Source organism: Erythrobacter oryzae (assembly GCF_030271515.1).
In the GTDB taxonomy this organism is placed as follows: Bacteria; Pseudomonadota; Alphaproteobacteria; order Sphingomonadales; family Sphingomonadaceae; genus Erythrobacter; species Erythrobacter oryzae.
The window spans coordinates 227,407-252,995 of record NZ_JASCXI010000005.1; the positions used below are offsets into that span (position 1 = coordinate 227,407).

The 25,589-nt window shown below is 69.0% G+C and carries 22 protein-coding genes and 1 pseudogene; 14 read left to right on the forward strand and 9 right to left on the reverse strand.

All coding sequences use genetic code 11. The annotated features are described in order from the left end of the window. Nucleotides 1-67: 67 nt before the first annotated feature. Nucleotides 68-250, reverse strand: a complete 183-nt coding sequence (locus PFX90_RS16885) for a DUF3008 family protein (protein WP_285713861.1) — start codon at nt 248-250, stop codon at nt 68-70. A 263-nt stretch (nt 251-513) separates the two neighbouring features. Here PFX90_RS16885 and PFX90_RS16890 point away from each other — a divergent pair, with 263 nt between their 5' ends. Then, the gene (locus PFX90_RS16890; RefSeq protein WP_285713862.1) at nt 514-684 is read left to right on the forward strand and encodes a hypothetical protein; all 171 of its coding nucleotides are present in this window, start codon (nt 514-516) and stop codon (nt 682-684) included. Between the two features lie 59 nt (nt 685-743). On the opposite strand, the gene PFX90_RS16895 is transcribed toward PFX90_RS16890, so the two are convergent. After that, nucleotides 744-1,844 carry an aldose epimerase family protein gene (locus PFX90_RS16895; protein WP_285713863.1) on the reverse strand — a complete coding sequence of 367 codons (1,101 nt, stop codon included), beginning with the start codon at nt 1,842-1,844 and terminating at the stop codon, nt 744-746. Nucleotides 1,845-1,915: 71 nt separating this feature from the next. Between PFX90_RS16895 and PFX90_RS16900 the strand changes: the two genes are divergently transcribed. Then, entirely contained in the window at nt 1,916-2,953 is a 1,038-nt protein-coding gene (locus PFX90_RS16900; RefSeq protein ID WP_285713864.1) for a glycoside hydrolase family 43 protein, read from the forward strand. Here the strand turns inward: PFX90_RS16900 and PFX90_RS16905 are convergent. After that, nucleotides 2,950-5,622, reverse strand: a complete 2,673-nt coding sequence (locus PFX90_RS16905; RefSeq protein WP_285713866.1) for a TonB-dependent receptor — start codon at nt 5,620-5,622, stop codon at nt 2,950-2,952. The two genes, PFX90_RS16900 and PFX90_RS16905, sit on opposite strands and share 4 nt — an antisense overlap. Before the next feature lie 130 nt (nt 5,623-5,752). Further along, nucleotides 5,753-6,889 (reverse strand): galactonate dehydratase, encoded by a 1,137-nt coding sequence (gene dgoD, locus PFX90_RS16910; RefSeq protein ID WP_285713867.1) that lies wholly within the window; start codon nt 6,887-6,889, stop codon nt 5,753-5,755. Nucleotides 6,890-6,972: 83 nt separating this feature from the next. Between dgoD and PFX90_RS16915 the strand changes: the two genes are divergently transcribed. The 4 genes from PFX90_RS16915 (at nt 6,973) to PFX90_RS16930 (ending at nt 10,227) form a co-directional block, all read left to right on the forward strand. After that, nucleotides 6,973-7,875 carry a 2-dehydro-3-deoxygalactonokinase gene (locus PFX90_RS16915; protein ID WP_285713868.1) on the forward strand — a complete coding sequence of 301 codons (903 nt, stop codon included), beginning with the start codon at nt 6,973-6,975 and terminating at the stop codon, nt 7,873-7,875. Beyond that, on the forward strand, nt 7,872-8,525 hold the full coding sequence (locus PFX90_RS16920; RefSeq protein WP_285713869.1) for a 2-dehydro-3-deoxy-6-phosphogalactonate aldolase: 654 nt from the start codon (nt 7,872-7,874) through the stop codon (nt 8,523-8,525). The genes PFX90_RS16915 and PFX90_RS16920 overlap by 4 nt, the downstream gene beginning before the upstream one ends. Then, nucleotides 8,522-9,442 carry a Gfo/Idh/MocA family protein gene (locus PFX90_RS16925; RefSeq protein WP_285713870.1) on the forward strand — a complete coding sequence of 307 codons (921 nt, stop codon included), beginning with the start codon at nt 8,522-8,524 and terminating at the stop codon, nt 9,440-9,442. Before PFX90_RS16920 ends, PFX90_RS16925 begins: the two co-directional genes overlap by 4 nt. A 71-nt stretch (nt 9,443-9,513) precedes the next feature. Beyond that, a complete protein-coding gene (locus PFX90_RS16930) occupies nt 9,514-10,227 on the forward strand; it encodes a FadR/GntR family transcriptional regulator (protein WP_285713872.1) in 714 nt (237 codons plus the stop codon). A 1-nt stretch (nt 10,228) separates the two neighbouring features. Here PFX90_RS16930 and PFX90_RS16935 read toward each other — a convergent pair whose 3' ends face one another. The 4 genes from PFX90_RS16935 to PFX90_RS16950 are packed head-to-tail and all read right to left on the reverse strand — an operon-like array spanning nt 10,229 to nt 14,338. Next, nucleotides 10,229-11,536 carry an ABC transporter substrate-binding protein gene (locus tag PFX90_RS16935; RefSeq protein WP_285713873.1) on the reverse strand — a complete coding sequence of 436 codons (1,308 nt, stop codon included), beginning with the start codon at nt 11,534-11,536 and terminating at the stop codon, nt 10,229-10,231. Then, nucleotides 11,533-12,357, reverse strand: coding sequence for a carbohydrate ABC transporter permease (locus PFX90_RS16940; protein ID WP_285713874.1), 825 nt, complete (start codon nt 12,355-12,357; stop codon nt 11,533-11,535). The genes PFX90_RS16935 and PFX90_RS16940 overlap by 4 nt, the downstream gene beginning before the upstream one ends. After that, nucleotides 12,354-13,232, reverse strand: a complete 879-nt coding sequence (locus tag PFX90_RS16945) for a carbohydrate ABC transporter permease (protein WP_285713875.1) — start codon at nt 13,230-13,232, stop codon at nt 12,354-12,356. Before PFX90_RS16945 ends, PFX90_RS16940 begins: the two co-directional genes overlap by 4 nt. Further along, nucleotides 13,229-14,338 carry an ABC transporter ATP-binding protein gene (locus tag PFX90_RS16950; protein WP_285713882.1) on the reverse strand — a complete coding sequence of 370 codons (1,110 nt, stop codon included), beginning with the start codon at nt 14,336-14,338 and terminating at the stop codon, nt 13,229-13,231. The genes PFX90_RS16945 and PFX90_RS16950 overlap by 4 nt, the downstream gene beginning before the upstream one ends. 154 nt (nt 14,339-14,492) lie before the next feature. Here PFX90_RS16950 and PFX90_RS16955 point away from each other — a divergent pair, with 154 nt between their 5' ends. After that, complete coding sequence (locus PFX90_RS16955) at nt 14,493-15,920, forward strand: family 43 glycosylhydrolase (RefSeq protein ID WP_285713884.1); 1,428 nt, start codon at nt 14,493-14,495, stop codon at nt 15,918-15,920. Between the two features lie 13 nt (nt 15,921-15,933). Here PFX90_RS16955 and PFX90_RS16960 read toward each other — a convergent pair whose 3' ends face one another. Next, nucleotides 15,934-17,925, reverse strand: a complete 1,992-nt coding sequence (locus PFX90_RS16960) for a lipoxygenase family protein (protein ID WP_285713885.1) — start codon at nt 17,923-17,925, stop codon at nt 15,934-15,936. A 351-nt stretch (nt 17,926-18,276) separates the two neighbouring features. Here PFX90_RS16960 and PFX90_RS16965 point away from each other — a divergent pair, with 351 nt between their 5' ends. The 7 genes and pseudogenes from PFX90_RS16965 to PFX90_RS16995 all read left to right on the forward strand — a co-directional run. Next, nucleotides 18,277-19,911 (forward strand): TldD/PmbA family protein, encoded by a 1,635-nt coding sequence (locus PFX90_RS16965; protein ID WP_285713886.1) that lies wholly within the window; start codon nt 18,277-18,279, stop codon nt 19,909-19,911. 22 nt (nt 19,912-19,933) lie between these two features. After that, nucleotides 19,934-21,265, forward strand: a complete 1,332-nt coding sequence (locus tag PFX90_RS16970; RefSeq protein WP_285713888.1) for a TldD/PmbA family protein — start codon at nt 19,934-19,936, stop codon at nt 21,263-21,265. Nucleotides 21,266-21,291: 26 nt separating this feature from the next. Beyond that, nucleotides 21,292-22,026, forward strand: a complete 735-nt coding sequence (locus PFX90_RS16975) for a DUF4159 domain-containing protein (RefSeq protein WP_285713889.1) — start codon at nt 21,292-21,294, stop codon at nt 22,024-22,026. Nucleotides 22,027-22,040: 14 nt separating this feature from the next. Continuing rightward, nucleotides 22,041-23,048 carry an AAA family ATPase gene (locus PFX90_RS16980; RefSeq protein WP_285713891.1) on the forward strand — a complete coding sequence of 336 codons (1,008 nt, stop codon included), beginning with the start codon at nt 22,041-22,043 and terminating at the stop codon, nt 23,046-23,048. 48 nt (nt 23,049-23,096) lie between these two features. Further along, nucleotides 23,097-23,948: a DUF58 domain-containing protein gene (locus PFX90_RS16985; RefSeq protein WP_285713892.1), complete on the forward strand. Its 852-nt coding sequence runs from the start codon at nt 23,097-23,099 to the stop codon at nt 23,946-23,948. Then, a complete protein-coding gene (locus tag PFX90_RS16990; RefSeq protein ID WP_285713893.1) occupies nt 23,945-25,087 on the forward strand; it encodes a BatA domain-containing protein in 1,143 nt (380 codons plus the stop codon). The genes PFX90_RS16985 and PFX90_RS16990 overlap by 4 nt, the downstream gene beginning before the upstream one ends. Beyond that, nucleotides 25,084-25,589, forward strand: a pseudogene (locus PFX90_RS16995) (DUF4175 domain-containing protein); the annotation flags it as partial. The gene PFX90_RS16990 and the pseudogene PFX90_RS16995, both read left to right, overlap by 4 nt.

The window sequence follows — 25,589 nt, forward strand, 5'->3', positions numbered from 1 at the left end:
GCGACCTTCACCTAGGTCAGGCATCGACCCGCGCAGGGCCGAGGCGCCCTTGCCTTGCGGCGGGCGCTCATTCCTTGCGCGCAGGCAAGCCCTTGCGCTTGGTGGCGGCAAGGTCTTCGAGCGCGTCCTCGGACATGGATTTCTCCATCTCCTTCGATGCCCCCTTGAGGCTGGACTTGGGCTGTTCGCCGCGCTTGGCGGCCAACGCGGCGCCGGCGGCTTTCTGTTGCGCTTTCGATTTGGCGGGCATGACGGGCTCCTCGTTGGCGTCGAGCGGTCAGCGTGGGCGCAAAACGAGCGGGGCGCTCTAACGCAGGGCATTGACCTCGGCAGGGGGATTCGGACGCGCATGCATCATTCGACAATGCCCGCCCCGCCCAGCCGCGCCGCAGCGGGGACAAGGGGCTTTCCGGCCCTGATGCATGATAGGACCGCCGCCGTCCTCGCGTGCGACAATGCGTGCCTCTCCCGCCCTATGCGGCGGATGCTAGCTACACAGGAAAGAGGCAGACTATGGCACAGGATCAAACCTCCTCGACCGGGCAGTTCACGCTGATGGCGGTGCGTCGCCGCGAGGAAGAGGCCGACTATAGCTACGATCAGTGGCGCCATGCGCAGATGCGGCAGATGGAGCAGAGCTACGCTGCCGCGACCGGCGGTGAACGCAAGCCCGCCGCAGCCTGAGCGCGCAATGCGATATCCGAGCGTCGACGGCCCCCGCCGTCGGCGCTTTTTGTTGCCAGTCAGCCGTCCGCCGAAAAGGCGAAGACGAGGCGGTGGCAATATTCCTCACCAGGCTCCAGCCGGATCGAGCCGAACTCTGGGCGGTTGGGGGTGTCGGGGAACATCTGCGGTTCGAGCGCGACGCCGTCGCCCATGCCATAGGCCTGCCCCCGCTTGCCGATCAGGCTGCCGTCGAGGAAATTGCCCGAATAGAATTGCACCCCCGGCTCGGTGGAAAGCACCTCAAGCATCCGGCCCGATGGCGGATGCGCGAGGCGGGCGAGGAGACGCGGCGCGTCTGCGCGCTCGCGGGCGATCACCCAGTTGTGGTCATAGCCGCGGCCGATGCGGATCTGGTCGTGGCACGTGTCGCGCACGTGCGCACCGATCACGCGCGGCTCGCGGAAATCGAACGGCGTGCCGGCGACGGGGGCGAAATCGCCGGTCGGGATCGCGGTCTCGTCGGTCGGCAGGAAGTGCTCGGCCGGGATGGTCAGCACATGATCCATCGCGCTCGCCGCAGCGCCCTCGCCCGCGAGGTTCCAGTAGGCGTGGTTGGTCATGTTGACGAGCGTCGGCCTGTCGGTCTTCGCGCGGTAGGTGATCGCCAGCGCACCGTCATCGCCCAGCGCATATTCGGCGGTCACCTGCAAGGTCCCCGGAAAGCCCTGATCGCCGTCCAGGCTGGTGTGGGCGAGGCGGACGAAGGGCGCAGGCGCATCGCCGACCGCGACGATTTCCCACAGCGCCTTGTCGAAGCCGCCCGGGCCGCCGTGGAGGGCGTTCGGCCCGTTATTGCAGGGGGCCTGATGTGCCACGCCATCCAGAACGAAACGCCCGCCCGCGATGCGGTTTGCGACCCGGCCGACGCTCGAGCCGAAGTAGGCGGTGTTGGCGAGATATTCGGCCAGCGTTGCGTGGCCGAGCGTGACGTCGGCGAGCGTCCCTTCGCGGTTTGGCACAATCATCGACTGGAGGGTCGCCCCGTAGGCGATCACGGTCGCGCTGGCCCCTTGCGTATTGACCAGCGTCACCGCCTCGACCGCGCGGCCATCGGGCAGGTGGCCGAAGATCCGACGGTGGACGCCCTGAGGCAGGCTCTCGGAGGGGGTTTCCTTCATCGTGCGCTCATTTATATGATAATATTCCGGAGGCAAGCCATGCCTGCCAGTTCATGATCGAGGAGTGCCGCTTGCGCAAACCCGTCCTTGCCGCTTTGGCCGCGCTCATCGCGTCGGCGAGCCTTGCTGCGCCCGCCTCTTCCAAGGAGCCCGAGCCCTTCGTCCCGGTCTACCGTGCCAACTTCCCCGATCCGTTCGTGCTGCCACATCAGGGGCGCTACCTCGCCTATGCGACCAATGCGGACCGCGATCAGGCCAATGTCCAGATGGCGGTCTCGGAGGATCTGGTGACCTGGGCGCCCCTGAAGGACGGCGCGCGGCTGCATGACGCCATGCCGGTGCTGCCCGCCTGGGCGCAGCGCGGCTGGACCTGGGCGCCCGAGGTGATGGAACTCGACGGGCGCTACCTCCTGTTCTTCACCGCCCGCGAGAAGGCGAGCGGGCGCCAGTGCACCGGGGTCGCGGCCAGCGTCGATCCGCTCGGCCCCTTCAACTCCGACGCGGCCGAGCCGCTGATCTGCCAGCGCGATCTGGGCGGCACGATCGACGCCAGCCCCTTCCGCGATGCCGACGGGCGCCTTTATCTCTACTACAAGGCCGATGCGAACGCGGTCGGCAAGCCCACGCACATCTATGTCCAGCCGATGACGGCGGACGGCCTCGGCCTCACCGGCGAGGCGGTCACGCTGCTCGCCAACGATCAGCCGTGGGAAGCGCATGTGATCGAAAGCCCGACGATGGTGCGGCGCGGGGAGGGTTATGTGCTGTTCTACTCCGCCAACCACTTCGGCTGGGAGCCGCACCAGCGCCTCAGCCCCTACGCGATGGGCTATGCCACCTGCGAGGGGCCGCTCGGGCCTTGCACTGACGCGCCGGAGAACCCGATCCTCTACTCCTATGCCGACCACAAGGCAGGTTGCCTCAGCGGCCCCGGGCACCAGGCGGTGTTCACCGACAAGGGGCGGCAATACATCCTCTTCCACGCCCACATCGCGCGCGGCGGGTGCCAGAACGCGCGCAAGGGCCGCGCGATGTATATCGCCCCGCTCGGCTGGGATGCGGACGGCAGGCCGGTGATCGGCACCAGCCTGCGCGCCTCGCCGGATTAACGCCCGAACCGGAACCTGAAGCCGAGCGACAGGGTGCTCTCGTCGTCGCGCAGGTAGCGGATGAACTCGGCCTCGGGCGCGCCATTGCGGGCCGAGGTGAAGTCCTGCCGGAACTGCTCGCGAGTGATGTTGGTCCAGTCGCCGAACAGCGAGAAATTAGGGTTGATGTCGTAGGACAGCGAGAGGTCGAGGCGCCCCGCGGGCCGTGCGTTCTCGACATAGACATCGTCGCCCCGGAACTGCTGCGTCGCGCGGAAACGCGAGCGGTCGTTATAGGCGAGGCGGGCGGTGAGGCCGTAGCGCTCGTAGATGCCGACGATGTTGGCATTCCAGCGCGACACGCCGTTCAGCTGATCGGTGATCGGCTGGTAGGTGAGGCCGCCTGCACCGTCCGGTTGCTGGGTCTCGGCGTCGATGTAAGTGACATTGACCTGCACCCCGAAGCCGCGCGCAAAGTCGGGCAGGCTCTCAAAATCGGCGAAGACCTGCGCCTGCAATTCGGCCCCCGTGATCCGGCCTTTCCCGGTGTTGACCGGCCCGGTGATCTCGACGACGCCGAGGGTCGGATCGTCGATGCGGAAGGTGTTGGGCTGGATGAACCCGTCGACCGCGCGGTGGAAGCCGGTCAGCGAGACGAAGCCGGCGGGGGCGAAATACCACTCGGCCGCGACGTCGAAGTTCCACGAGGTAAAGGGCTCGAGGAACGGGTTGCCCCCGAAGCCGCGATAGGGGTTGCTGTCGGTCCCCACGCCCCCCGGCGGCGGCGCGCCGAGCACCAGCGCGGGGTTCAAGTCGGCGAAGGTCGGCAGGGTGCGGGTCTTGGAGACCGCCGCGCGCAGCTGGATCTCGGGGGTCACGCGTGCGCGGATGCTGGCGTTGGGGAGCCAGGATTCGTTGGTGTTGCCCTCATCGATCGCGGGAATGCCAGTCGGCGCAGGCCCGGCGACGCGGGTCTTCACGCGGGTGTAGCGCAGGCCCACCGTCCCCTCGACGTCGCCCGAACCGAGGTTGATCTGGCCATAGCCCGCAAAGTTCTTCTCGGAAGCGGTGTAGAGCAGATTGCGCGCCACCGGATCGGCGCCGAAGCCGACCAGCTGGCGGATGGCAGCGATGTTCTCGCGGATGCTCTCATAGGTCGGCGCGGCCCAGACCGAGGTGCCGCCGACATTGACGCCCTGAAACACCTCGAACTCGACCGGCAGCGCGGTCGCATTGGTCGGCGTGCCAGGGCGGCTGAAGCGGTTGGCATATTGCCGCACCGCGTCGCGGTCGGTGTAGCGCAGGCCGCCCTGGATCGAGCGGATGAGCGTGCCGTCGACGAGATATTCGAAGTCCCCGCGCAGCTGCCAGTCATCGCCCGCCGAGCGCTGGTTCTCCTCGAACAGCCCGTCGAAGAACTGCGCGCTCGGGTCGGAAAAGTCGATATTGGTGATCTCGAACGCCGGGGTCTCGGTGTCGAAGTTGATCACCGGCGCGGCGGTCCAGCGCCGGTCGACGCTTTCGGTCGATCCGGTGAAGGTGCTGTCGGTGCGGGCGATGTCGAGCTTGACGTTCAAGCGGTCGAAGGTCGCCTTCACCCCGCCCGCGAACTGGTAGGTGTCCGTCTTGTTGTAGGTCGCCCCCTGGAACGAGAACAGCGAGCCCGGCAGGCCGTTTACGGTCCCGCCGCTGACGATGTTGGTGCCCTCGCGGAATTGCAGGCTCGACACCTGCGCCCCGTTGAACAGCTCGGCGGCGAGCAGGCGGTCGTCGATCTTGTTGCGGAAGCCCTGCCACAGGCCCTCGAGATAGAATTCGAGATCGGGGTTGGGCTTGTACTGGATCGCCGCGTTCACCGAGGGCCGTACGCGGTTGCCCGAGCGGTAGAACAGGCGCTGGATATCGGGGAAGCGCGCCGCCGTGCCCGCGCCCGCATCGGGGATCAGCACGCCCGCCCCGCCGTCGCGGAAGGTCTGGAGGAAGTCGGTATTCGAGATTTCCGCGTCGAGATAGGTCATCTCGACCCGCGAGGCATTGATCAGCACCCCGAATTCGCCCCCGTCGCCCACGTCCCAGCGCTTGGTGGCGAGCAGGTTGAAGTTGGGCGTCACCTCCTCGGCCTGGACGGTGTAGAGGCCCCAGACCGATCCGGCGATCTGCCCGTCGGCGAAATCCAATGGTTGGCGTGAGCGGACGTTGACGAGGCCTGCCAGCCCCGGCTCGATCAGGTCGGCGGCGGAGGTCTTGTAGACCTCGAGCGCAGCGACGTTCGCTGCCGGGAAGTCCTGAAGCGCGACGATGCGCGTCTCGGCGGTGAAGATCTCGCGGCCGTTATAGGTGGTGGTGAAGTTCGGCAGGCCGCGCACCAGCACGTTGGAGGCCTCGCCCCCCTGCCGATAGACCTGCACCCCCGGAATGCGCGCGGCGATCTGGGCGGTGTTGAGATCGGGAAGCTTGGCGATGTCCTCGGCCACCACGGCGTCGACGATCTCGTCGGAGTTGCGGCGGATGTTGCGGATCGACTCCAGCGACTGGCGCAGGCCCGAGACGACGATCTCGCCGGTGGGCTCTTCGGGTGCCTCGGCGGGCTGGGCCAGGGGCGGAGATGCCTCCTGCGCCTGGGCTACGCCCGCCAGCAGGACAATCGCGGCGGCCGAAACCGAACACCGCATCAAAGTGATCGCACGCATTTCCGTCTCCCCTTTTTTCATGTTCTCGCCGCTCTTCTGGCGGTGGTTCCATCACGCAGATTAGTCGATTGCGCCCCTTGCGTCGCTATAAATAATATAAATCATCTTTAATAGGCAAGCGCGATCCCGCTCACCACTCGGCGAGCGTTCCGTCGGCGTGGCGCCACACGGGGTTGCGCCAGCGATGGGGGGTGGCGGCAGCGGCGCGCACGCGGGTCTCGTCGATGGCGATGCCGAGGCCGGGACCGGCGGGAATGGCGAGGTGGCCGTCGACCGGGGTGAGCACCGCCGGATCGGTCATGAATTCGAGCAGGTCGTGACCCTCGTTGTAATGGATGCCGAGCGACATCTCCTGCAGCACCACATTGGGAGAGCAGGCGGCCAGTTGCAGGCAGGCTCCCAGCGCCAGCGGCCCGAGCGGGCAGTGCGGGGCGACCGCGACGTCGTAGGCCTCGGCCATGGCGGCGATGCGGCGGCATTCGCTGAGGCCGCCTGCGTGGCTGAGATCGGGCTGGATCACGTCGACCGCGCCCGCTTCCAGCAGCGGCCTGAAATCCCAGCGCGAATACATCCGCTCTCCAAGCGCGATCGGGGTGGAGGTGAGCGCGGCGATCTGCCCCAGCGCCCCGGCATGTTCGGAGAGTAGCGGCTCCTCGATGAACAACAGCCCCAGAGGTTCCAGCGCGCGGGCGAGTTGCTTCGCCATCGGCCGGTGCAGCCGCCCGTGGAAATCGAGCGCTACCTCCATGCCTTCGCCCTGCGCCGCCTGAACGCGTGCAATCACCTCGGCAAAGCGCGGTGCGGCGAGCATCGCGACGTCGGCGGTCGCGTTCATCTTGACCGCGGTGAACCCCTGCGCGCGGCGAGCGGCGGCAGCGGCGGCGATATCGTCGGGGCGGTCGCCGCCGATCCAGGCATAGGCGCGCACCCGCTCGCGCACCCGCCCGCCGAGCATCTCGTAGGCGGGCAGCCCGTAATGCCGCCCCTTCCAGTCCCACAGCGCCTGGTCGAGCCCGGCGATGGCCGACATCAGCACCGGCCCGCCGCGATAGAACCCGCCGCGATAGCCCACTTGCCAGATGTCCTCGATGGCGCGCGGATCGGCGCCGATCACGCGGTCGCGCAGGGCCTCGAAGGCGCCGACGACTGCCTCGCCATGCCCCTCGAGGCTCGCCTCGCCCCACCCGGCGCTGCCGTCGTCGGCCTCGATGCGGACGAACAGCCAGCGGGGCGGCACCAGGAAGGTCTCGATACGGGCAATCTTCATGGGCGCGCACTTCGCTGATGGCATTTGATTGAGTCTTATTTATAAGATAAATAATTCCAAGCAAGCGGCAAGGGAGCCAGAGGTTGATCGGCAGTCTGACCGGTGGGGAGCCATTCATCGCGGTGGACTGGGGCACCACCAACCGCCGCGCGTGGCGTATCGGCGCCGGGGGGAACGTGGAGGCGGCGTGCGAGGACGCGGGCGGCATCATGTCGCTCGGCCCGGGCGACTACACTGGCGAGGTCGCGATGCTACGCGAGCGGCTCGGCGACTTGCCCATGCTGATGGGCGGCATGATCGGATCGAACCGCGGCTGGCGCGAGACGCCCTATGTCGCCTGCCCCGCCGATGCCCGCGCGCTTGCCGATGCCATCGTCTGGATCGACGCGCGCACCGGCATCATCCCCGGCGTCGCGCAGGAGCGCCGCGATGCGCCCGACGTGATGCGCGGCGAGGAGGTGCAGATCATCGGCGCGCTCGCCAGCGGGCTGGTGCCCGAGGATGCGACGCTGTGCCTGCCCGGCACGCACGCCAAGTGGGTGCGGCTGCGCGGCGGACGGATCACCGGCTTTTCGACCTGGATGACGGGCGAGATTTTCGCGCTGCTGGGCAAGCATTCGATCCTCGCGCCGCAGATGGCGGGGAAGGCGCGGCCCGGACCGGGCTTTGCCGCGGGCGTGGTCGCCTCGGCCGATGGCGATCCGCTCGGCCACCTGTTCGCGCTGCGCGCCGCGCATGTGCTCGATGCGCCGATGATCGACGGGTCGGGCTATGTCAGCGGGCTGCTGATCGGCGCCGAGGTGCGCAGCGGTCTGCGGGAGAGCGGGGGCGAGGTGCCGCACATGGTCGGGCGGCCCGACCTCACTGCGCTCTATGCCGCCGCCATCGGGCAGGTGCTGGGCTCGCCCGGAGCGAGCCCCTCGGCGATGGAGGGCAACGCCGCCTTCCGTGCCGGCTGCACCGCGCTGCTGAGGCAATTCGCATGACCCTCGTCGCCAACGCCTTCGCCCGCCACCTCGTCGCCTGCCCGCTGGTCGCGATCCTGCGCGGCCTGCCGCCCGAAGATGCCGTCGCAATCGGCGAGGCGCTGGTCGGCGAAGGGATCACGATCATCGAGGTCCCGCTCAATTCCCCCGACCCCTTCACCAGCATCACGCGGCTGGCGGCGCGGCTGGAGGGGCGGGCGTTGATCGGGGCGGGGACGGTGCTCGGCATTGCCGATGTGGCGCGCGTGGCGGAGGCGGGCGGCGGGCTGGTGGTCTCTCCCAATACCGACCGGCTGGTGATCCGCGCCGCCAAGGCCGCCGGGCTGGTCGCCGCGCCCGGGTGCCTGACCCCGAGCGAGTGCTTCGCCGCGCTTGAGGCGGGGGCCGATGCGCTCAAGCTGTTTCCCGCCGAGATGGCCTCGCCGGCCGTGGTCAAGGCGCTGCGTGCGGTGCTGCCGCGCGCCGTCCCGTTGCTGCCGGTGGGCGGGATCGTCCCTGCCAGCATGGCCGCCTACCGCGCCGCTGGGGCGGATGGCTTCGGGCTCGGCAGCGCGCTCTATGCCCCCGGCATGAGCGCCGCCGAGGTCGCCGCGCGCGCCCGCGCCTTCACCGCCGCGCTGGCGGAGGACGGGGAGGGCCAGGGCGCATGACGATCCGGATTGCCATCATCGGCTACGGCAAGATCGCCCGCACCGAACACGCCCCCGCCATCGCCGCGCATCCGGGGTTCGAACTCGTCGGCGTGGTCAGCCCGAGCGGGGCGGCGGATGCGGATGTCCCGGTGTACCCGAACCTCACCGCGCTGCTCGCAGCGATGCCGGGCGGGCTCGACGCGGTGGCGATCTGCACCCCGCCGCGCCTGCGCCGCGCGCTCGCCGCGCAGGCGGTCGACGCGGGGCTGGCGGTGCTGCTCGAAAAGCCGCCCGCCGCGACCCTCGGCGAGCTCGAGGCGCTCGTCGCCATGGCGCGCGCCGCGGGCACCTGCCTGTTCGCCGCCTGGCATTCGCAATATGCCCCCGCCGTCGCCCCCGCCGCCGCGCTGCTGAAGGGCGAGCGGCTTGCGAGCCTCGCCATCGACTGGCGCGAGGATGTGACCAAGTGGCACCCCGGGCAGGAATGGATCTGGGAGCCCGACGGGTTCGGCGTGTTCGATACCGGCGTCAACGCGCTCTCGATCGTCACCGCGATCCTGCCCGAGCGGCTCGAGGTCGAGGCGGCCACGCTCGCGATACCCGAAGGCAGGCAGGCGCCGATCGCGGCGAGCTTGCGCTTTGCCGGGCCGGATCGGAGCGCCGCATTCGACTGGCGCGAGCGGGGCGAGGAGGCGTGGGTAATCCGCCTCACCACCGCCTCGGGCCGCGCGATCGCCATCGAGGGCGGCGGCGCGCGGCTGGTGGTGGATGGCGCGGAGCAGCCGCTCGGGCCCTTCGCGGAATATCGCGCGATCTATGCCCGCTTTGCCGAGCTCGTCCCCGCGCGCGCACTTGCGGTCGACAGCGAGCCGATGCGGCTGCTGGCCGATACGGCGCTGATCGCGCGGCGGGTGGCCGTTCCTGCCCATGGGTAAGCCTGCCGCATTGCGCCGCAGGGCAATTTCTGCGAACGATTGCGCAAAGACGAGAAAGGGGCTTCTCGCACATGACCAGAATGGAAACCATCGGCTCCGGCCGAAACCTGACCTATGCGCTGCTCGACTCCGTCGGGAAGGCGATCGTGGTGGGGGCCTATGACGCGCAGCCGTTCCCGACCGAGGCGGATCTCGCCAAGCAATACGAGGTCAGCCGCTCGGTCACGCGCGAGGCGGTGAAGATGCTGACCGCCAAGGGCCTGCTCGCGGCGCGCCCGCGCAAGGGGACCAGCGTGCAGCCGGCGCGGGCCTGGAACCTGTTCGACCCCGACGTGCTGCGCTGGATGCTCGAACGCAAATTCTCGCTCGACCTGCTGCGCCAGTTCAACGAGTTGCGGATTGCGATCGAGCCGATGGCGGCAGGATTGGCGGCCGATGCGGCTGATGCGCAAGGGATCGCCGCGATCGAGGCGGGCTACCAGCGGATGGTCGCGGCCGAGGCAGGGGACGATGATCCGCTGGAGGCCGACATCGCCTTCCACATCGCCGTGCTCGAGGCCTCGGCCAACCCCTTCTATGCCCAGTTCCGCGACGTGGTGCAGACCGCGCTCAGGACCTCGATCCGCTTCACCAACCGCTTCAAGGGCCGCACCGCCAGCCTGCCGCAGCACCGCGCGGTGCTGACCGCGATCGAGGCGCGCGACGCCGAGGCCGCGCGCGCGGCGATGCGCGCGCTGATCGAGGACGTGATGGCACTGATCGCGGCGGCCGAGGCGAGCGCCTAGATCACATCATCTGCGCGAAGAGCCGGTTCACCCGCCGCTCGGCATCCTTCAATGCCGCATCGACGGGCTTGGCCCCGGTGATCGCCGCCTCCAGCTCCTCGCCGATCAGGCCCTGCACCGCGCTCTGGCGCTCGACATAGCCGGGTAGCTGCCTGCCCGTGCGAGCGAGCGCGGCGATGTCGGCGCGGTGGGGGAGGGCGCGGAAGGCGGGGCTCTCGACCACGGGCGCGAAGGCGGGGAGCTGGCCGGTGCGCGACCAGTCGTAGTTGTAGCGCGCGAGGAAAGCGAGGAAGCGCGCCATCGCCGCGCGCTCGGCGGGCGGGCGCTTGGCGGCGGGGACGACCCAGGCATGGCCGTCGACGAAGGCGGCCTGATCGCCCCACAGCCGCGGGAAGGGCGCGACGGCGTAGTGCCCGTGGAGGGGCGAGCGCGGGTCCGCCGCCTGCGCCTCGTAGGGCCCGAGCATCCATGTGCCCACGGGAAAGATCCCGCCCTCGCCCTGCACGAAGGCGGCGGTGGCGGCGGGAAAATCCTGGTTCAAGGTGGTGAGGCCTTCCGCATTGAGCTGCCGGAAGGTGGTGACGATCTCGCGGGCCTCCGGCGTGTCGAGGCGGATGTGGCGATCATCGGGGAAGATAACCGCGTCCTGCGCCAGCAGGTAAGTGTAGAGCAGCGCCACGTGGAAATCGGGCGCGCTGACCTGCGCCTGGATCAGATAGGGCTTGCCGGTGCGCTGCCGGAACTGGCGGGCGTGGGCGAGCAATTCCTGCGGCGAGGACGGCAGCACCGGCCTGCCGCCGCGCATCAGCCCGGCCTCGGCCATCAGGGCGGTGTTGATGTGCCACAGCCGTCCGATCGTGTCCCACGGCATGGCGTAGAGCTTGCCCTCCTTCTCCACACCCGCACGCGCGGCGGGGGTGAAGGCGGCGGGATCGATCTTGGCCGCGGCGAGCAGCGGTTCGACCGGCTCGATCAGTCCGGCCCCGGCATAGTCCGAAATCACCGACTGGTGCATCGTCACGAGGTCGGGCGGGTCTCCGGCAGCGATCTGCGCGGCAAGCTGCGGGTAGCCCGGCCATGCCACGACGTTGACCTTCACGCGGATGTCAGGGTTCTCGGCCTCGAAGCGGTTGATCAGCGTGGTGAGGATGCCGCACTCGGTCTCGGCCGCGGCGACATCGGTGCTGGTGCCATAGGCCGCGCCGCACTCGCCGAAGAAGCGCTGGACGACGATGGTCGGCCGCTCGTCCACCGGCGCGCAGCCCGCCAGCAGCAGCGCGAAGCCGAAGGCGAGCGCTCTGCCGATCATCGCACCGCCGTCCCCGCCATCGCGCGCACGATCTGCTTCTGGAACGCGATGTAGACGATGAGGATCGGGATCGAGGCGAACACCGCCTGCGCCATCAGGAAGCCGAGGCCGCTGGTCTGCGCATAGTTCATCTGCGCCGAGGCGAGCCCCACGGTAAGGGTGAAATAGTCGCTCGTCGTCGCCGAGATCAGCGGCCACCAATAGTCGTTCCATGCGGCGAGGAAGGTGAACACGCCCAAGGTCGCCTGCGCCGGCAAGGTGAGCGGCAGCAGCACCTTCCAGAACAGCGTGAAGCGGCTCGCGCCGTCCAAGAGCGCGGCCTCGTCCAGCTCCCTGGGGATCGCGCGGAAATACTGGGTCATGAAGAACACCCCGAAGGAGCCGGTGAGGCTCGGCAGGATCAGCCCCGGATAGGTGTTGTGGAGGCCCAGCCACGCGAACAGCTGGTGGCGCGGCAGGATCACAGCCTGTTCGGGCACGGCGAGCCCCAGCAGCACGATCACGAACAGCGTGCGGCGGAAGGGAAATTCGAGCCGCGCGAAGCCGTATCCCGCAAGGCTCGACAGCACCAGCACGCCCACCGCCGCGCCGGTCGCGACGACAAGGCTGTTCGCCAGCCATTGCAGCGTCAGCGAGCCCTTGAGGATCGCGGCATAGTTCTCGAAGGTGTAGGGCCCTGCGAAAGCCGCGCCGCTATCGGCCATCAGCGCGGCGTTGCTCTTGAAGGAGAGGAGCAGCGTCCACGCCATCGGGGCGAGCATGACAGCCGCGCCCAGCACCAGCAGCACCGTCGCAAGCGGCGAGAGGCGGTGGGCGCTCATGTGCGCTGGCCTTCGTGGCGGGTAACCAGCCAGTATTGCAGCAGCGTCAGGGCGATGATCATGCCGAACAGCAGCTCGGCGATGGCGGTGGCGTAGCCCAGCTCCCAGCGCCCGAACGAAACCTCGAAGATGTAGAGCACGATGGTCCGCGAGGCCCCGCCCGGCCCGCCGCCGGTGAGCAACTGCGCCTGCCCGAACAGCTGCAACTGCGCCGCGGTCTGGAGCATCACCACCAGCAGCAGCGTGCGGCGGATCGCGGGGAGGGTGATGCGCCGCAGCACCGTCCAGCGGCTCGCTCCGTCCAAGGCGGCGGCCTCGTAGATGTCGCCCGGCACTTGCTGGAGTCCGGCGAGGATCAGCATCACCGGAAAGCCCAGCGACCACCAAAGGGTCGTCACCGCGATGGCGGGGATGACGAGATCCGGATCGGACAGGAAGGGGATCGGCGCGTGGCCCGCCGCCTCCAGCCCCTCGGCGATCAGCCCCGCGTCGGGCGTCAGGATGAAGCGCCAGATCAGCGTCACGATCGTGACCGAGAGCACCAGCGAGGAGAAGAACACCCCCCGCAAGATCGCCGCGAACCGTCCGGGCCGGTTCAACGCAAGCGCCAGCAGCAGGGCGATCACCGTCAGCGGCGGGACGATCAGCAGCGCCAGAAGGATCGTGTTGCCCAGCGCCTGATGCAGCACCGGATCGCCCAGCGCCTGCGTGTAGTTGCCGAGCCCGATCCACGCGCGCCGTCCGAACAGGTCGGCGCGGTGGAGGCTGATGACGAGGCCCATCGCCAGCGGCACCACCAGAACGGCGGCATAGACCAGCAGGAACGGCCCGACGAAGGCGTAGCCTGCCCACCGGTCCCGCGCCGCGGCGTTCACGCGCTCGGCTCCGGATGGTGGGCCGCGCCGCCTGCGGTGAAGATGTGCGCGGCGGCGGCGTCAATCACAAGCGCCGCCGCCTCGCCCGGCCGCAGCGTGCCGAAGCCGGGCTCGAGCGCGACGATCTCCGCCCCGTCGGCGAGGCGCGCATAGAGGAAGGTGCGGTCGCCCAGCCGCTCGACCAGCTCGACCTCGGCCGCGAGCCCCTCCTCGCCCGGCGCGGCGAGGCGCACGTGCTCTGGCCGCAGCCCGACATCCACTTCGGTCCCGGCCACCAGCCCGCCCGCAGGCACGTCGGTGGCCAGCACCGCGCCTCCGGCGAGCCGCACCCGCACCCGCCCGGCCTCCTCGCCCGCGACGACGCCCGGCAGCATCGCCATCGGCGGCGAGCCGACGAAACGCGCGACGAAGGCATTGGCGGGGCGCGTATAGACCTCGGCCGGGGTGCCGACCTGCTGGATGCAGCAATCGTCGAGGATCACGATCCGGTCGGCGAGGGTCATCGCCTCGGCCTGATCGTGCGTCACCATGATCAGCGCCGCATCGACGCGGGTTCGCAGCTGCGCCAGTTCCACCCGCGTGCGCCCGCGCAGCGCGGCATCAAGGTTGGACAAGGGCTCGTCGAGCAGGAACAGCCGCGGCTGCTTGACGATCGCGCGCCCGATCGCGACCCGCTGGCGCTGCCCGCCCGACATCTGTCCCGGCTTCTTGTCGAGCTGCGCGCCGATCTCGAGGATGTCCGCCGCCTGCGCGATCCGCCGCGCGATCTCGTCTTTCGCCACGCCCGCGTTGCGCAGCCCGAAGGCCATGTTCTCGCGCACGGTCATGTGCGGGTAGAGCGCATAGTGCTGGAACACCATCGCGATCCCGCGCGCGCCGGGCGGGCGGGTGTCGATCCGCTCGCCGTCGAGCCACACCTCGCCGCTGTCCGCGGTCTCCAGCCCGGCGATGATCCGCAGCAAGGTCGACTTGCCGCTGCCCGAGGGGCCGAGGAAGGCGATGAATTCGCGCGGGGCAATGCGCAGCGACACGCGCTCCAGCACCGGCACGTCCCCAAAGGACTTCGAGACGTCGATCAGCGCGAGACCGGACAAGGGCACCCTCATTTATATGATTTATCGCACTCTGAGCGATATTCGCGCACAGGTCAACGTGAGCGCGCGAAAGCGCTTGCCATCACCGCTACTCAATTTATCTTACAAATAAGATTTAGCCGCCGAGTCAGCACCCGGCGCGAACTGCCGTGACGGGAGAGAACCGATGCTCGACAACGCCGCCGCCGCTACCGCCGCCGACCCCGTGCCGCTGACCTTTACGGTCGAGCCGCAGGCCGAGGGCATCGCCACGCGCTTCACCGTGACGCTGGGCGACAAGACCCACAGCTACCGCATCCCCACCGGCCAGCATAACCACTACGCGGTATTCTTCAGCGAGCTCGCCCGCGATTTCGGCACCCGCGCACAGGGCGGGCACAAGCCCGTTCCCATCGATGGCCCGGAACCAGACTGGCGCCCGCTGATCCTCGACAACCTAAGCCCCCGCACGACCGCGGGCTACGGCGATCCGGCGGTGCTCAAGACCGAGGAGGGCTACTGGCTGGTCGCCACTTCCAACGACGCGCTCGATGCCTTCCCGATCCTGCACTCGCACGATCTCGAAAGCTGGAGCCATCAGGGCTTCGTCTTCCCCGAGGGCGAGGCGCCCGAATGGACCGCGCATGGCCGCTCTATCGGCGATTACTGGGCGCCCGAAATGGCCAGAGTGGGCGACGAATACTGGCTGGTCTACACCGCCCGCCAGCGCTCCAATGCGTTGGCGATAGGCCTCGCCAAGGCGCCGCACCCGACGGGGCCGTGGACCGATCTTGGGGCTCCGCTGGTGGCGGGTTTCTCGATCAACACCACCAATTTCCCCGACGATCCCACCCAGCCGATGCTGAGCGGCGGGGTGATCGACAGCCACATCTTCATCGACGCCAATGGCGATCGCTACCTGTTCTGGAAGCGCGACACCAACGGCGTCTGGCCGCGCCCGCTCGCCGGGCTGCTGCGCCGCCGCCCAGACCTCGTCGATCGCCTGTTCACCGACGAGGCCGACCGTCTCACCGCGCGCTTCGCCGCCGCGGTCCAGCCCTGGGCCAACACCCGCCGCCCGATGGAGCGCTTCTTCCTCATGCAGCCGATGATCGAAGCGGTGCTCGACAACTGGGAGCAGGTGAAGCGCGTGCTGTCGGAAGTCGACGAGGCCGCCTTCATTGTCGACGCCATGAGCACCCCGATCCACGCCCAGCGCATGGACGAGGAAGGCAATCTCGTGGGCACCGACACCATCGTGCTGACCAACGATCAGGAATGGGAAGGCCACCTGATCGAGGGCCCGTGGGTGACGCGGCAGGAGGGGCGCTACTGGATGTTCTATGCCGGCAACGACTTCGGCACGCCCGCCTACGGCATCGGCGTCGCGGTCGCCGATCATCCGCTCGGGCCCTATGTGAAGCAGGAGGGGCCGCTGCTGAAGTCGGTCAAGACCTGGTGGGCCCCCGGCCACGCCTCGGTGGCGCCGGGGCTCGACGACCGGCCCCAGCTGTTCTTCCACGCCTTCTTCCCCGGCACCGGCGGCTACAACTGCTTCCGCGCGCTGCTGACGACGAAGCTCGAATTCTCGAAGGACAAGGTCACGCTGACCTGAGCGCGACCCCGCCTCAGATATTGATGCTGGTCGGGATCAGGCTCGGCTGGAGATAGGGGTAGGGGCGCAGGCGGTTCGCGTTGCGCGCGGCGATCCGAGCGTCGATGCTGGCGAGCTGCGCCTGGAACTGCGGCAGCGGGCCCTCCGGCGCGGTCACCCGCGGATCGGCGAACCACGGCGCATAGGGCGCATTGGTGCTGCGATAGTCGCCGAGCGGGCGGTAATGCAGCGAGCCGAGCAGTTCGAGCACGTTCAACTGCTCGAGCGCGAGCGCCATCGGCGGCATCATCGCCAGCCACCCGGCCTTGTCCTGCCCGCCCTGCGCGGCGGGCGCGCTCTGCCAGCCTGCCCCAGTGACGGCGGGGGCGAAGGCCATGATGTCCTTCTGCGGGAAGTTGACCGCCGCGTGCTGCGCGCTCGCGGTGAAGATGATCATGGTGCAGGCATCGACCAGCGCCTTCACGCTGTCCACCGGCCCGAAGCCCTTGATCTTGGCCTCGCCCGACACGCAGGCGGCCCATGCGGCCAGCTCGGTATCGGCCAGCACGTCGGCATCGCTCGCATAATAGAGCCCGATATAGCCGCGCACCCAGCTATGGATCGCCTCCCACACCAAGAGGCCGTCGTCGCGATAGGGGAAATCTGCCAGCGCCGAGCCCGGCCCCACCCCGCGCGCGGCGAGATCGTGGGGGAGCATCTTGGCGGTGAAATCGAAATCGAGCCGTGCGGCGGCTGCCAGTTCCTGCGTCGACTGGATCGTGCCGGCGAAGATGTGGTCGATCGGGCCGTTGTCGGCGATCAGCGAGATCGCGGCGATGTCGTTGATGAACAGCGTGCCTTCGAAATGCGGCACCAGCAGCGCCCAGACGGGGTGCACCGTGGCGAGGTGGCGATGGGTCGCCATCGCCACGCCCTCGATCACGAGGTGGGTGCGCGCGAGGTGGGCGACGAGTTCGTGGTAGTTGCCGTCGGCGACCTGCACGATGAACTTCGCCATCTCCCAGCCCCACAGGTCGCCCGCCACCGGCGAGGGGGTGAAGATCGGCCATTGCTCGGGATCCTGCCCGCACTGGATCGCCACCGGCACGAGGCTCGAACCCCCCGGCGGCACAGCGAACAGCGCGAGCGGCTGGAAGGCATATTTGGCGAGCCCGCCCCAGCTGCCGTCCTCGAGCGCGGCGAGCACGGCATAGTCGAGCAGGAACAGCCGCCCCTCGGCGAGTGCGGCGGCAAGCGTGTCGCCGTTCACGACCGCAGCATATTGGGTGGGCGTGAGCGGGAAGTTGGCGGGCAGCGTGTCGCCGACCGCCGCGATCAGCATCGCGTTCGGCCCCTGCACCCGCAGCGCGGCGAACTCGCCGTCGTCCTGAAAATTCCATGCGATCCCTGGCAGCGGCAGGGTGTCGAACAGCGCGCGATAGGCGTCGAGACCGGCGGGCAGGCTGCTGCCGAGGCCGTGGGCGTCATCGACCTTCATCAACTCGTCGAGCCGGTCCTTGTGCGCCTGGAGCGCGGCGATGCGGGTGTCGTACTCTGCCCGCGCGACCGCCGCCTCGAGATCGTGGACCAGATGGCCGAGGAAGCTTTCATGCACCGCCGCAGCGACATGCGCCGGGTTGACGAGCGCCGCGGTCGAGGCCTCGATCGCGTCGCACTCGGCCAGCAGGGCCTCGAACTTCGCGCGCGGGGAATCGAGCTCGCCGCGGTCGACCCCGCCCAGCTTCACCGCGAGCGCATTGCGCACGATTCTGAGGCTGATGCCGATCAACAGGCCCCACCATTGCAGCGTCGGCAGGTTGTCGGGCGGCACCGATTTCGCCAGCGGCACGCCGGGGAGCGACGCCACCTCGTCGTCCCAGAGATAGGCCTGCTGGCTCGCCGCGAGCTGCGCGGCGCGGGCGGCCTGCTCAGCCGGGGTGTCGTTCTGCGGCAGCGTGGGCGCGGCCGGCGGGACGGGGGCGCACAGGGTTTCGGCATGCGGGACGACAGGCGACTGAAAGCTCATGAAGGCGCTCCTCGGATCAGACCGGGGGACGTAGCGCATGAGCGGTTAACACTCTGTCAGCCGTGTTCGGGGCCGGAGGCGGGCGCCCCTTGCAAAGCGGTCGGAACCGCTTTGGCCAGCCCCTTCGTCGATAAAGTCTTGCGCTTCGTCGGCTCGCTTGCCCGATGCCTTCCCGGCTTGCTAGTCACACCGGACCGCTGGCACGGGGAACAGCAAAGGGCGAAAACCGGATCCGGGCGATCCGGGCATACGCACAATGCCTGACCGCAGACCTCCGTGCCACAGATCGGCAGGCGGATTTTTCTTCGGATTCCCCGAAGGATATGACCGGCCCACCTGGGGAGCATACAAATGGATCGAAGGGATTTCCTGGCGCTGAGCAGCTTTTTTGCCGGCGCCACGCTGACGCCGTCCATCTTCGGCAAGGCCATCGCCGCCGAACAGCTGCAGGACGGCATCGACGTCGCGGTCAAGAAGCGCCTCGCCGACGCCGCGCTGTCGGCAGCGACCGCGGCCGGGGCGAGCTATTGCGACGTTCGCGTCGGGCGCTACCTGCGCCAGTTCGTCATCACCCGTGACCGCAACGTCCAGAACATCGTCAACACCGAATCGACCGGCACCGGCGTGCGCGTGATCGCCGACGGGTCGTGGGGCTTTGCCGCGACCGGCACGATGACCGAGGACGCCGTCGCCGAAGCCGCGCGTCAGGCCACCGCGATGGCCAAGGCCAATGCCCGGATCAACGCCCAGCCGGTCAAGCTCGCCCCGACCCCGGGCGTGGGCGAGGTCAGCTGGCGCACCCCGATCAGGAAGAACGCGATGGAAGTGCCGATCGCCGAGAAGGTCGATCTGCTGATGGGCGTCAACGACGCCGCCCTCAGCGCGGGCGCGAATTTCGTCAACTCGCTGCTGTTCCTGGTCAACGAGCAGAAGTACTTCGCCTCGACCGACGGGTCCTACATCGATCAGGACATCCACCGCATCTGGGCGCCCTTCACCGTCACCGCGGTTGACCCGAGCACCGGCAAGTTCCGCTCGCGCGAGGGGCTCTCGGCGCCGATGGGGCTGGGCTATGAATACATGGACGGCCGCGCCGAGGACAAGTTCGTCCTCTCGAACGGGCTCACCACCTACGGCATGTCCTACGACATGAAGGAAGACGCGATCGCCGCCGCCAAGGATGCGCAGGCGAAGCTGAAGGCGCCTTCGGTCAAGCCGGGCAAGTACGACCTCGTGCTCGACCCCAACCACCTCGGCCTCACGATCCACGAAAGCGTCGGCCACCCGCTCGAGCTCGACCGCGTGCTGGGCTACGAGGCGAATTACGCCGGCACCAGCTTTGCCACCATCGACAAGCGCGATGCGAAGTTCAAATACGGCAGCGAGATCGTCAACCTGTTCGCCGACAAGACCCAGCCGGGCTCATTGGGCGCGGTCGGCTTTGACGACGAGGGCGTGAAGACCAAGCGCTGGGATCTGGTCAAGGACGGCATCCTCGTCGACTACCAGACCATCCGCGATCAGGCGCACATCCTCGGCAAGAGCGAAAGCGACGGCTGCTGCTATGCCGACAGCTGGTCGACCGTGCAGTTCCAGCGCATGGCGAACGTCAGCCTCGCGCCGGGCAAGCAGAAGATGAGCCCCGAGGACATGATCGCCGGCGTCGACAACGGCATCTACATCGCCGGGCGCGGGTCGTTCTCGATCGACCAGCAGCGCTACAACGCGCAGTTCGGCGGGACGGTGTTCTACGAGATCAAGGGCGGCAAACTGGGCCCGATGATCGAGGACGTCGCCTACCAGATGCGCACCCCCGAATTCTGGGGCGCGTGTTCGGCGATCTGCGACGAGAGCGATTACCGCATGTTCGGTTCGTTCTTCGACGGCAAGGGCCAGCCGAGCCAGGTCTCGGCGGTCAGCCACGGTTCGTCCACCACCCGGTTCGACGGCATCAACGTGATCAGCACCGCACGGTCGCTCGGTTAAGCGCGCGGGAGGAGATGACAACATGACCATTCTGACAGAAGCAGAGGCCAAGGCCATCCTCGACAAGGTCCTCGCCTTTTCCACCGCCGACGAGTGCAGCGCCCAGATCGGCGGCGGCACCTCGGGCAACGTGCGGTTCGCGCGCAACGATATCTCGACCGCGGGGGTCGTCGACAGCGTCGAGCTGGGCGTGCAGGTGGCGTTCGGCAAGCGCGTCGGCACGGCGACCATCAACCAGTTCGACGACGCCTCGCTCGAACGTGTGGTGCGCCGCGCCGAGGATCTCGCCAAGCTCGCGCCGGAGAACCCGGAATTCATGCCCGCCGTCGGCCCGCAGACCTTCCGGCCGACCGACACCTGGAGCGAGGCGACCGCCGCGCTGACCCCCGAAGCGCGCGCGAAGATCGCCGAAGCCTCGATCCTGCCGTGCCGCGACAAGGGGCTGGTGGCGGCCGGTTTCCTCGAAGACAGCGCGGGCTTCACGGCCTTCGCCAATTCCAAGGGCAATTTCGGCTACCAGAAGGCGGCCAGCGCCGACTACACCTGCACCGTGCGCACCGAAGACGGGCGCGGTTCGGGCTGGGTCGGCTCCAACGTGCAGGACATCGACCAGTTCGATGCAGGCAAGGAAGTGCAGGTCGCGATGCGCAAGGCGGCGGCCTCGGTCGATGCGCAGGCGCTGGAGCCGGGCAAGTATACTGTCATCCTCGAACCGGCGGCAGCGGCGGGGCTCATCAGCTTCATGATGAACTTCTTCGACGCGCGCTCGGCCGACGAGGGGCGCAGCTTCCTCTCCAAGCAGGGCGGCGGCAACAAGATCGGCGAGCAGATCGTCGATCCGCGCGTCAACATCTACACCGATCCGTGGCACCCGCTGGTTCCCGCACTGCCGTGGGACGGCGAGGGCCTCCCGCGCGAGAAGGCGGCGATCATCGAGAACGGCAAGGTCGCGAACCTCGAATATTCGCGCTACTGGGCGCAAAAGCAGGGCAAGCCCGAGAAGGCCGGGTGGGGCAACGTGATCATGGACGGCGGCACCAAGTCGACCGCCGAGCTGATCGCGGGCACCGAGCGCGGCATCCTGCTGACCCGCACCTGGTATATCCGCCTTGTCGACCCGCAGACCGTGCTGCTCACCGGCCTCACCCGTGACGGCACCTTCTACATCGAGAACGGCCAGCTGAAGTATCCGATCAAGAACTTCCGCTTCAACGAAAGCCCGGTGATCATGCTCAACAACATCGAGGAGCTGGGCCGGGCGGTGCGGGTGAAGGCGGACGAGGGCGGCTCGATGCTGCTGCCGCCGATGAAGATCCGCGACTTCACCTTTACCTCGCTGTCGGACGCCGTCTGACGGATGGATTGAGGGGCGCGGGAATCGTGAGCACGTCTGCGATCACCCGCGCCGCCTTCCTGCGCGGCGCTGCGGCGGCAATGGCCGGTGCGGCGTTTGCAGGGCCCCTCGCCGCCGCCCAGCGCGCCGGGGGACCGGCGACGGGCGGCTACGATTTCTGGTTCACCCGCCTCAAATACAATTCGGGCGACTGGGACGTCGACCAGCGCATGCCGGCGAACCTCATCACCTCGCTGATCGACTACACCTCCCTGCGCGTCGATCCCAAGGAGCACGTCGTCGCGCTCGCCGATCCGGCGATGCTGGCGGCCCCGTTCTGCTACCTTGCCGGGCACAAGGCGGTGGAGTTCTCCGCCGCCGAGCGCCGCAATTTCGAACGCTACGTCAGGAACGGCGGCTTCGTGTTCGTCGACGATTGCAACCACGATATCGACGGGCTGTTCGCCAAGTCGTTCGAGGCGCAGATCGCGAGCATCTTCGGACCGCAAGCGCTCGAGAAGCTGCCCAACACCCATCCGATCTATTCGAGCTTCTTCAAGTTCACCGGCCCGCCCGCAACCAGCTTCGAGCTGAACGGGTGGGGCGATGACCTCATTCACGATTACCTGAAAGGCATTACCATCAACGGCCGCCTCGGGCTGCTCTACAGCAACAAGGACTACGGCTGCGAATGGGACTACGACTGGCGCAACAAGCGCTTCCTCGCCGAGGACAACACCCGCTTCGGGGTGAACATCATCATGTATGCGCTCAGCAATTGAAGGGTTGAAGACAGGTGCCACCCCACGCTGCGGCCGACGCCGCCGAGATCGAACAGCGGATCGCCAAGCTCGGTGATCTGAGGCGCGCCATCGCCACCGCCATCGTCGGGCAGGACGATGTCGTCGAACAATTGCTGATCGGGCTGCTGGCGGGCGGGCACTGCCTGCTCGAAGGCGTGCCGGGGCTGGGCAAGACGCTGCTGGTGAGGACACTGGGCGACGCGCTCAAGCTCGATTTCCGCCGGGTGCAGTTCACCCCCGACCTGATGCCGAGCGACATCCTCGGCACCGAGCTGCTTGAGGAGGATCACGGCACCGGCCACCGGAGTTTCCGCTTCCAGAAGGGCCCGGTGTTCACCAACCTCTTGCTGGCGGACGAACTCAACCGCACGCCCCCCAAGACGCAGGCCGCGCTGCTTGAGGCGATGCAGGAGAAGACCGTCAGCTATGGCGGGCAGACCTACCAATTGCCCAAGCCCTTCTTCGTGCTGGCGACCCAGAACCCGCTCGAACAGGCGGGCACCTATCCGCTGCCCGAAGCCCAGCTCGACCGCTTCCTGCTGCTGGTGCGTGTCGGCTATCCCACCGCCGCCGAGGAGCGCGATATCCTCGCGCTCACCACCGGCAAGGCGGGCGCGGCGGTGCCCTGCGTGATGGAGGCGGCCGACGTGCTGGCGTTGCAGGCGCTCGTGCGCGACGTTTACCTCAGCGATGACCTCCTCGGCTGGATCACCACACTGGTGCGCGCCAGCCGGCCGGGCGACCCGGCCGCGCCTGCCGAGGTTGCGACCTATGTGCGCTGGGGCGCGGGACCGCGCGCGGGGCAGGCGCTGGTGCTGTGCGCCAAGGCGCGCGCGCTGCTCCACGGGCGGCTTGCCGCCACGCGCGAGGATGTGGCCGCGCTCGCCGCGCCCGTCATGCGCCACCGCCTGCTCCTGTCCTTCGCTGCCGAGGCCGAGGGCAAGAGCGCCGACGATGTCGTCGCCGCCATGCTCGCACACCTGCCGCCGCCTGCGGCCTGATTCATGGCACGCGGGCCGCTCGCAATTCCGCCGGAGATTCGCAGCCGGTTGAAGCGGCTCAGGCTGCGCACGCGCTCGGACCTCGGAACGGGCGGCTTCGGCCTGCATCCCAGCCGCAACAAGGGCGCGGGCCTCGAATTCGCGGCCTACCGCGCCTACGAGCCGGGCGACGAGCCGCGCCGGATCGACTGGAAGCTGTTCGCCCGCTCCGACAAGTTCTTCGTCCGCGAGGCCGAGCAGGAGAGCCCTGTCAGCGTCTGGATCCTGATCGACGCCAGCGCCTCGATGGGGCAGGCCGACCGCGCGCGGCCCGACTGGTCGCGGCTCGATGCGGCGAAGCTCATGGCGCTGTGCATCGCCGAGCTCGCGCAGCAGCAGGGCGACCGGTTCGGCTGGATGAGCTTGCAGGAGGCCGCGCTCAGCCTTGCCGAGCCGCGCTCCGGGCGGGCGCAGATGGACCGCCTGCAGATCGACTTCGCGCGCCTCGTCGCGGCCGGCACCTTTCCCGATGCCGCCACCCTCGCGCCCCTGTGGGAGCGGATCGGCGCGCATGATCTGGTGCTGTTCCTCAGCGACTGCTTCGACGAGCGCGGGATCGCCCTGATCGAGCGGCTGGCCAAGGCTGGGCGCGAGGTGCTCTGCGTGCAGATGCTGACTGTGGAGGAGCGCGATTTCCCCTTCGATGGCGGCTACCGCTTCCTCGACCCCGAAAGCGGCGAGGCGCTGATCGGTGACGGCAAGGCCCTGCGCGACAGCTTCTTCGCGCGCTTCGCCGCCGCCCGCGCGGCCCTCGCCGAAAGGCTCGATGCAGCCGGAATCCGCCACGCGACCCATGTGCTCGACGAACCCGTCGACCTGCCCTTGCGCGCCTTCTTTGGACGCGGCGGAGCGGCCGAGTGACCCCGCTGCTGCTCGCCCCGCTCGGCCTTGCCGCGCTGGCGGCGCTGGCCCTTCCGCTGGTGATCCACCTGCGGCGGCGCACCGAGGAGGTGCCGGTCGACTTTGCCGCGCTGCGCTGGCTCGAGGCGATGCCGCGGCCGAGGCGCAAGCTGCAACTGGACGAGCTGCTGCTGCTCGCCTTGCGGCTGCTGCTGGTGGCTTTGCTGGCGCTGCTGCTAGCGCGGCCCGCCGTGCTCGGCTGGGAGGATGACGGCGCTCGGGTGCTGGTCGCTCCGGGGGTCGATGCTGCAGCGGCGCGCGAGGCGGCCGGGCCGGAAGCGGAGCTGCGCTGGATCGCGCCGAGCTTTCCCGAGCTCGCAGCGGGAGCCCCCGCGCCCGCCACCGCAACCGCCAGCCTGATCCGCCAGTTCGATGCCGAATTGCCGGAGGGCGCCCCGCTCACGATCATCGTGCCGCCGGTGCTGGACGGAGTCGATGCCGGACGGCTGCGCCTGACGCGCGAGGTCACGTGGCGCATCGTCGCCGGGGAGGGGCAGGCGGATCGTCCGGGGCCGCCCGCCAGTCCGGCGCTGGCCGTGCGCCATGCGGACAAGCAGGCGCAGGCCTTGCGCTATTTCCGCGCGGCCGCGAGCGCGTGGAGCGACACGCCCCGCTTCGATGCCGCGACCGGCTCTGCGCTGCCGCCTCGCGATAGCGTGCTGGTGTGGCTGACCCCCGGCCCCGTTCCCCAAGCCGTCGGCGACTGGATCGGCGCGGGCGGCACCGCCCTGCTCGGCGATACGGCGCAGATCGCCATGCCCGCGTCGAGCGCGGCGCTGTGGCGCGATGCGGCGGGCAATGCGCTGGTCGAGGGCGGGCCAATGGGCGCGGGCCGGGTGCTGCGCTTCACCCGTCCGCTCGTCCCGGCCGCCATGCCCGAGCTGCTCGATCCCTCTTTTGCCGCCACCTTGCGCGATCTGGTCTCGCCCGCCGCGCCCCCGCCGGGGCGGGTCAGCGCCGCAGCGCACGCGCCCACCGACGGCGCCGCACCCTTCCCGCTGCCGCCACGCGAACTTGCCCCATGGCTCGGCGTGCTGATCGCGCTGGCCTTTCTCGCCGAGCGGCTGCTCGCGACCCGGCGACGCAGGTTCGCGCCATGAGCCGCGAGATCCTGTTCGCCGACTGGGTCCGCCCCGCGCGCCGTCGCGCTGCGGGCGAGGTGGTGCTGGCGGGCAGCCCGCTGGTGCTGGCTCTTGCCGCGCTCGGCTGGGTGGCGGGAGGCGGCGCGTTGGCAGCCGCCGCGCTGCTGGTCGGCGCAGCCGCGCTCGGCTGGGCCGCGATGCGCCGCGCCCGCCGCCTCGATCGCGACTGGCTGGTCCGCCGCCTCAACGCGCGCGAGGCGCAGCTCGAGGACAGCGCCGCGCTGGTCTTCGCCGATGCCGACCTCGCCCCCCTTGAGCTTTTGCAGGCGGAGCGCATCGCTGCGCGGATCGCGTCGGTCGACCCCGTGACGCTGGCCGATGGCTGGTCGCGCGGTCGCATCGCGCTTGGCTGGCTGCTGGGCGCGCTCGCGCTGGGGGCAGCCGCCTGGTGGCACATGCAGCGCAGCGCGCCGCCGCCGCTCGCGCCCGTGGCGGGCCGCACCGCCGCCGCGCCCGGCGC

Coding starts and splice junctions, on each gene's coding strand:
- PFX90_RS16885 (WP_285713861.1), bottom strand. CDS start 250: ATGCCCGCCAAATCGAAAGCGCAACAGAAAGCCGCCGGCGCCGCGTTG.
- PFX90_RS16890 (WP_285713862.1), top strand. CDS start 514: ATGGCACAGGATCAAACCTCCTCGACCGGGCAGTTCACGCTGATGGCG.
- PFX90_RS16895 (WP_285713863.1), bottom strand. CDS start 1,844: ATGAAGGAAACCCCCTCCGAGAGCCTGCCTCAGGGCGTCCACCGTCGG.
- PFX90_RS16905 (WP_285713866.1), bottom strand. CDS start 5,622: ATGCGTGCGATCACTTTGATGCGGTGTTCGGTTTCGGCCGCCGCGATT.
- dgoD (WP_285713867.1), bottom strand. CDS start 6,889: ATGAAGATTGCCCGTATCGAGACCTTCCTGGTGCCGCCCCGCTGGCTG.
- PFX90_RS16920 (WP_285713869.1), top strand. CDS start 7,872: ATGACCCTCGTCGCCAACGCCTTCGCCCGCCACCTCGTCGCCTGCCCG.
- PFX90_RS16925 (WP_285713870.1), top strand. CDS start 8,522: ATGACGATCCGGATTGCCATCATCGGCTACGGCAAGATCGCCCGCACC.
- PFX90_RS16930 (WP_285713872.1), top strand. CDS start 9,514: ATGACCAGAATGGAAACCATCGGCTCCGGCCGAAACCTGACCTATGCG.
- PFX90_RS16935 (WP_285713873.1), bottom strand. CDS start 11,536: ATGATCGGCAGAGCGCTCGCCTTCGGCTTCGCGCTGCTGCTGGCGGGC.
- PFX90_RS16940 (WP_285713874.1), bottom strand. CDS start 12,357: ATGAGCGCCCACCGCCTCTCGCCGCTTGCGACGGTGCTGCTGGTGCTG.
- PFX90_RS16950 (WP_285713882.1), bottom strand. CDS start 14,338: ATGAGGGTGCCCTTGTCCGGTCTCGCGCTGATCGACGTCTCGAAGTCC.
- PFX90_RS16955 (WP_285713884.1), top strand. CDS start 14,493: ATGCTCGACAACGCCGCCGCCGCTACCGCCGCCGACCCCGTGCCGCTG.
- PFX90_RS16960 (WP_285713885.1), bottom strand. CDS start 17,925: ATGAGCTTTCAGTCGCCTGTCGTCCCGCATGCCGAAACCCTGTGCGCC.
- PFX90_RS16965 (WP_285713886.1), top strand. CDS start 18,277: ATGGATCGAAGGGATTTCCTGGCGCTGAGCAGCTTTTTTGCCGGCGCC.
- PFX90_RS16970 (WP_285713888.1), top strand. CDS start 19,934: ATGACCATTCTGACAGAAGCAGAGGCCAAGGCCATCCTCGACAAGGTC.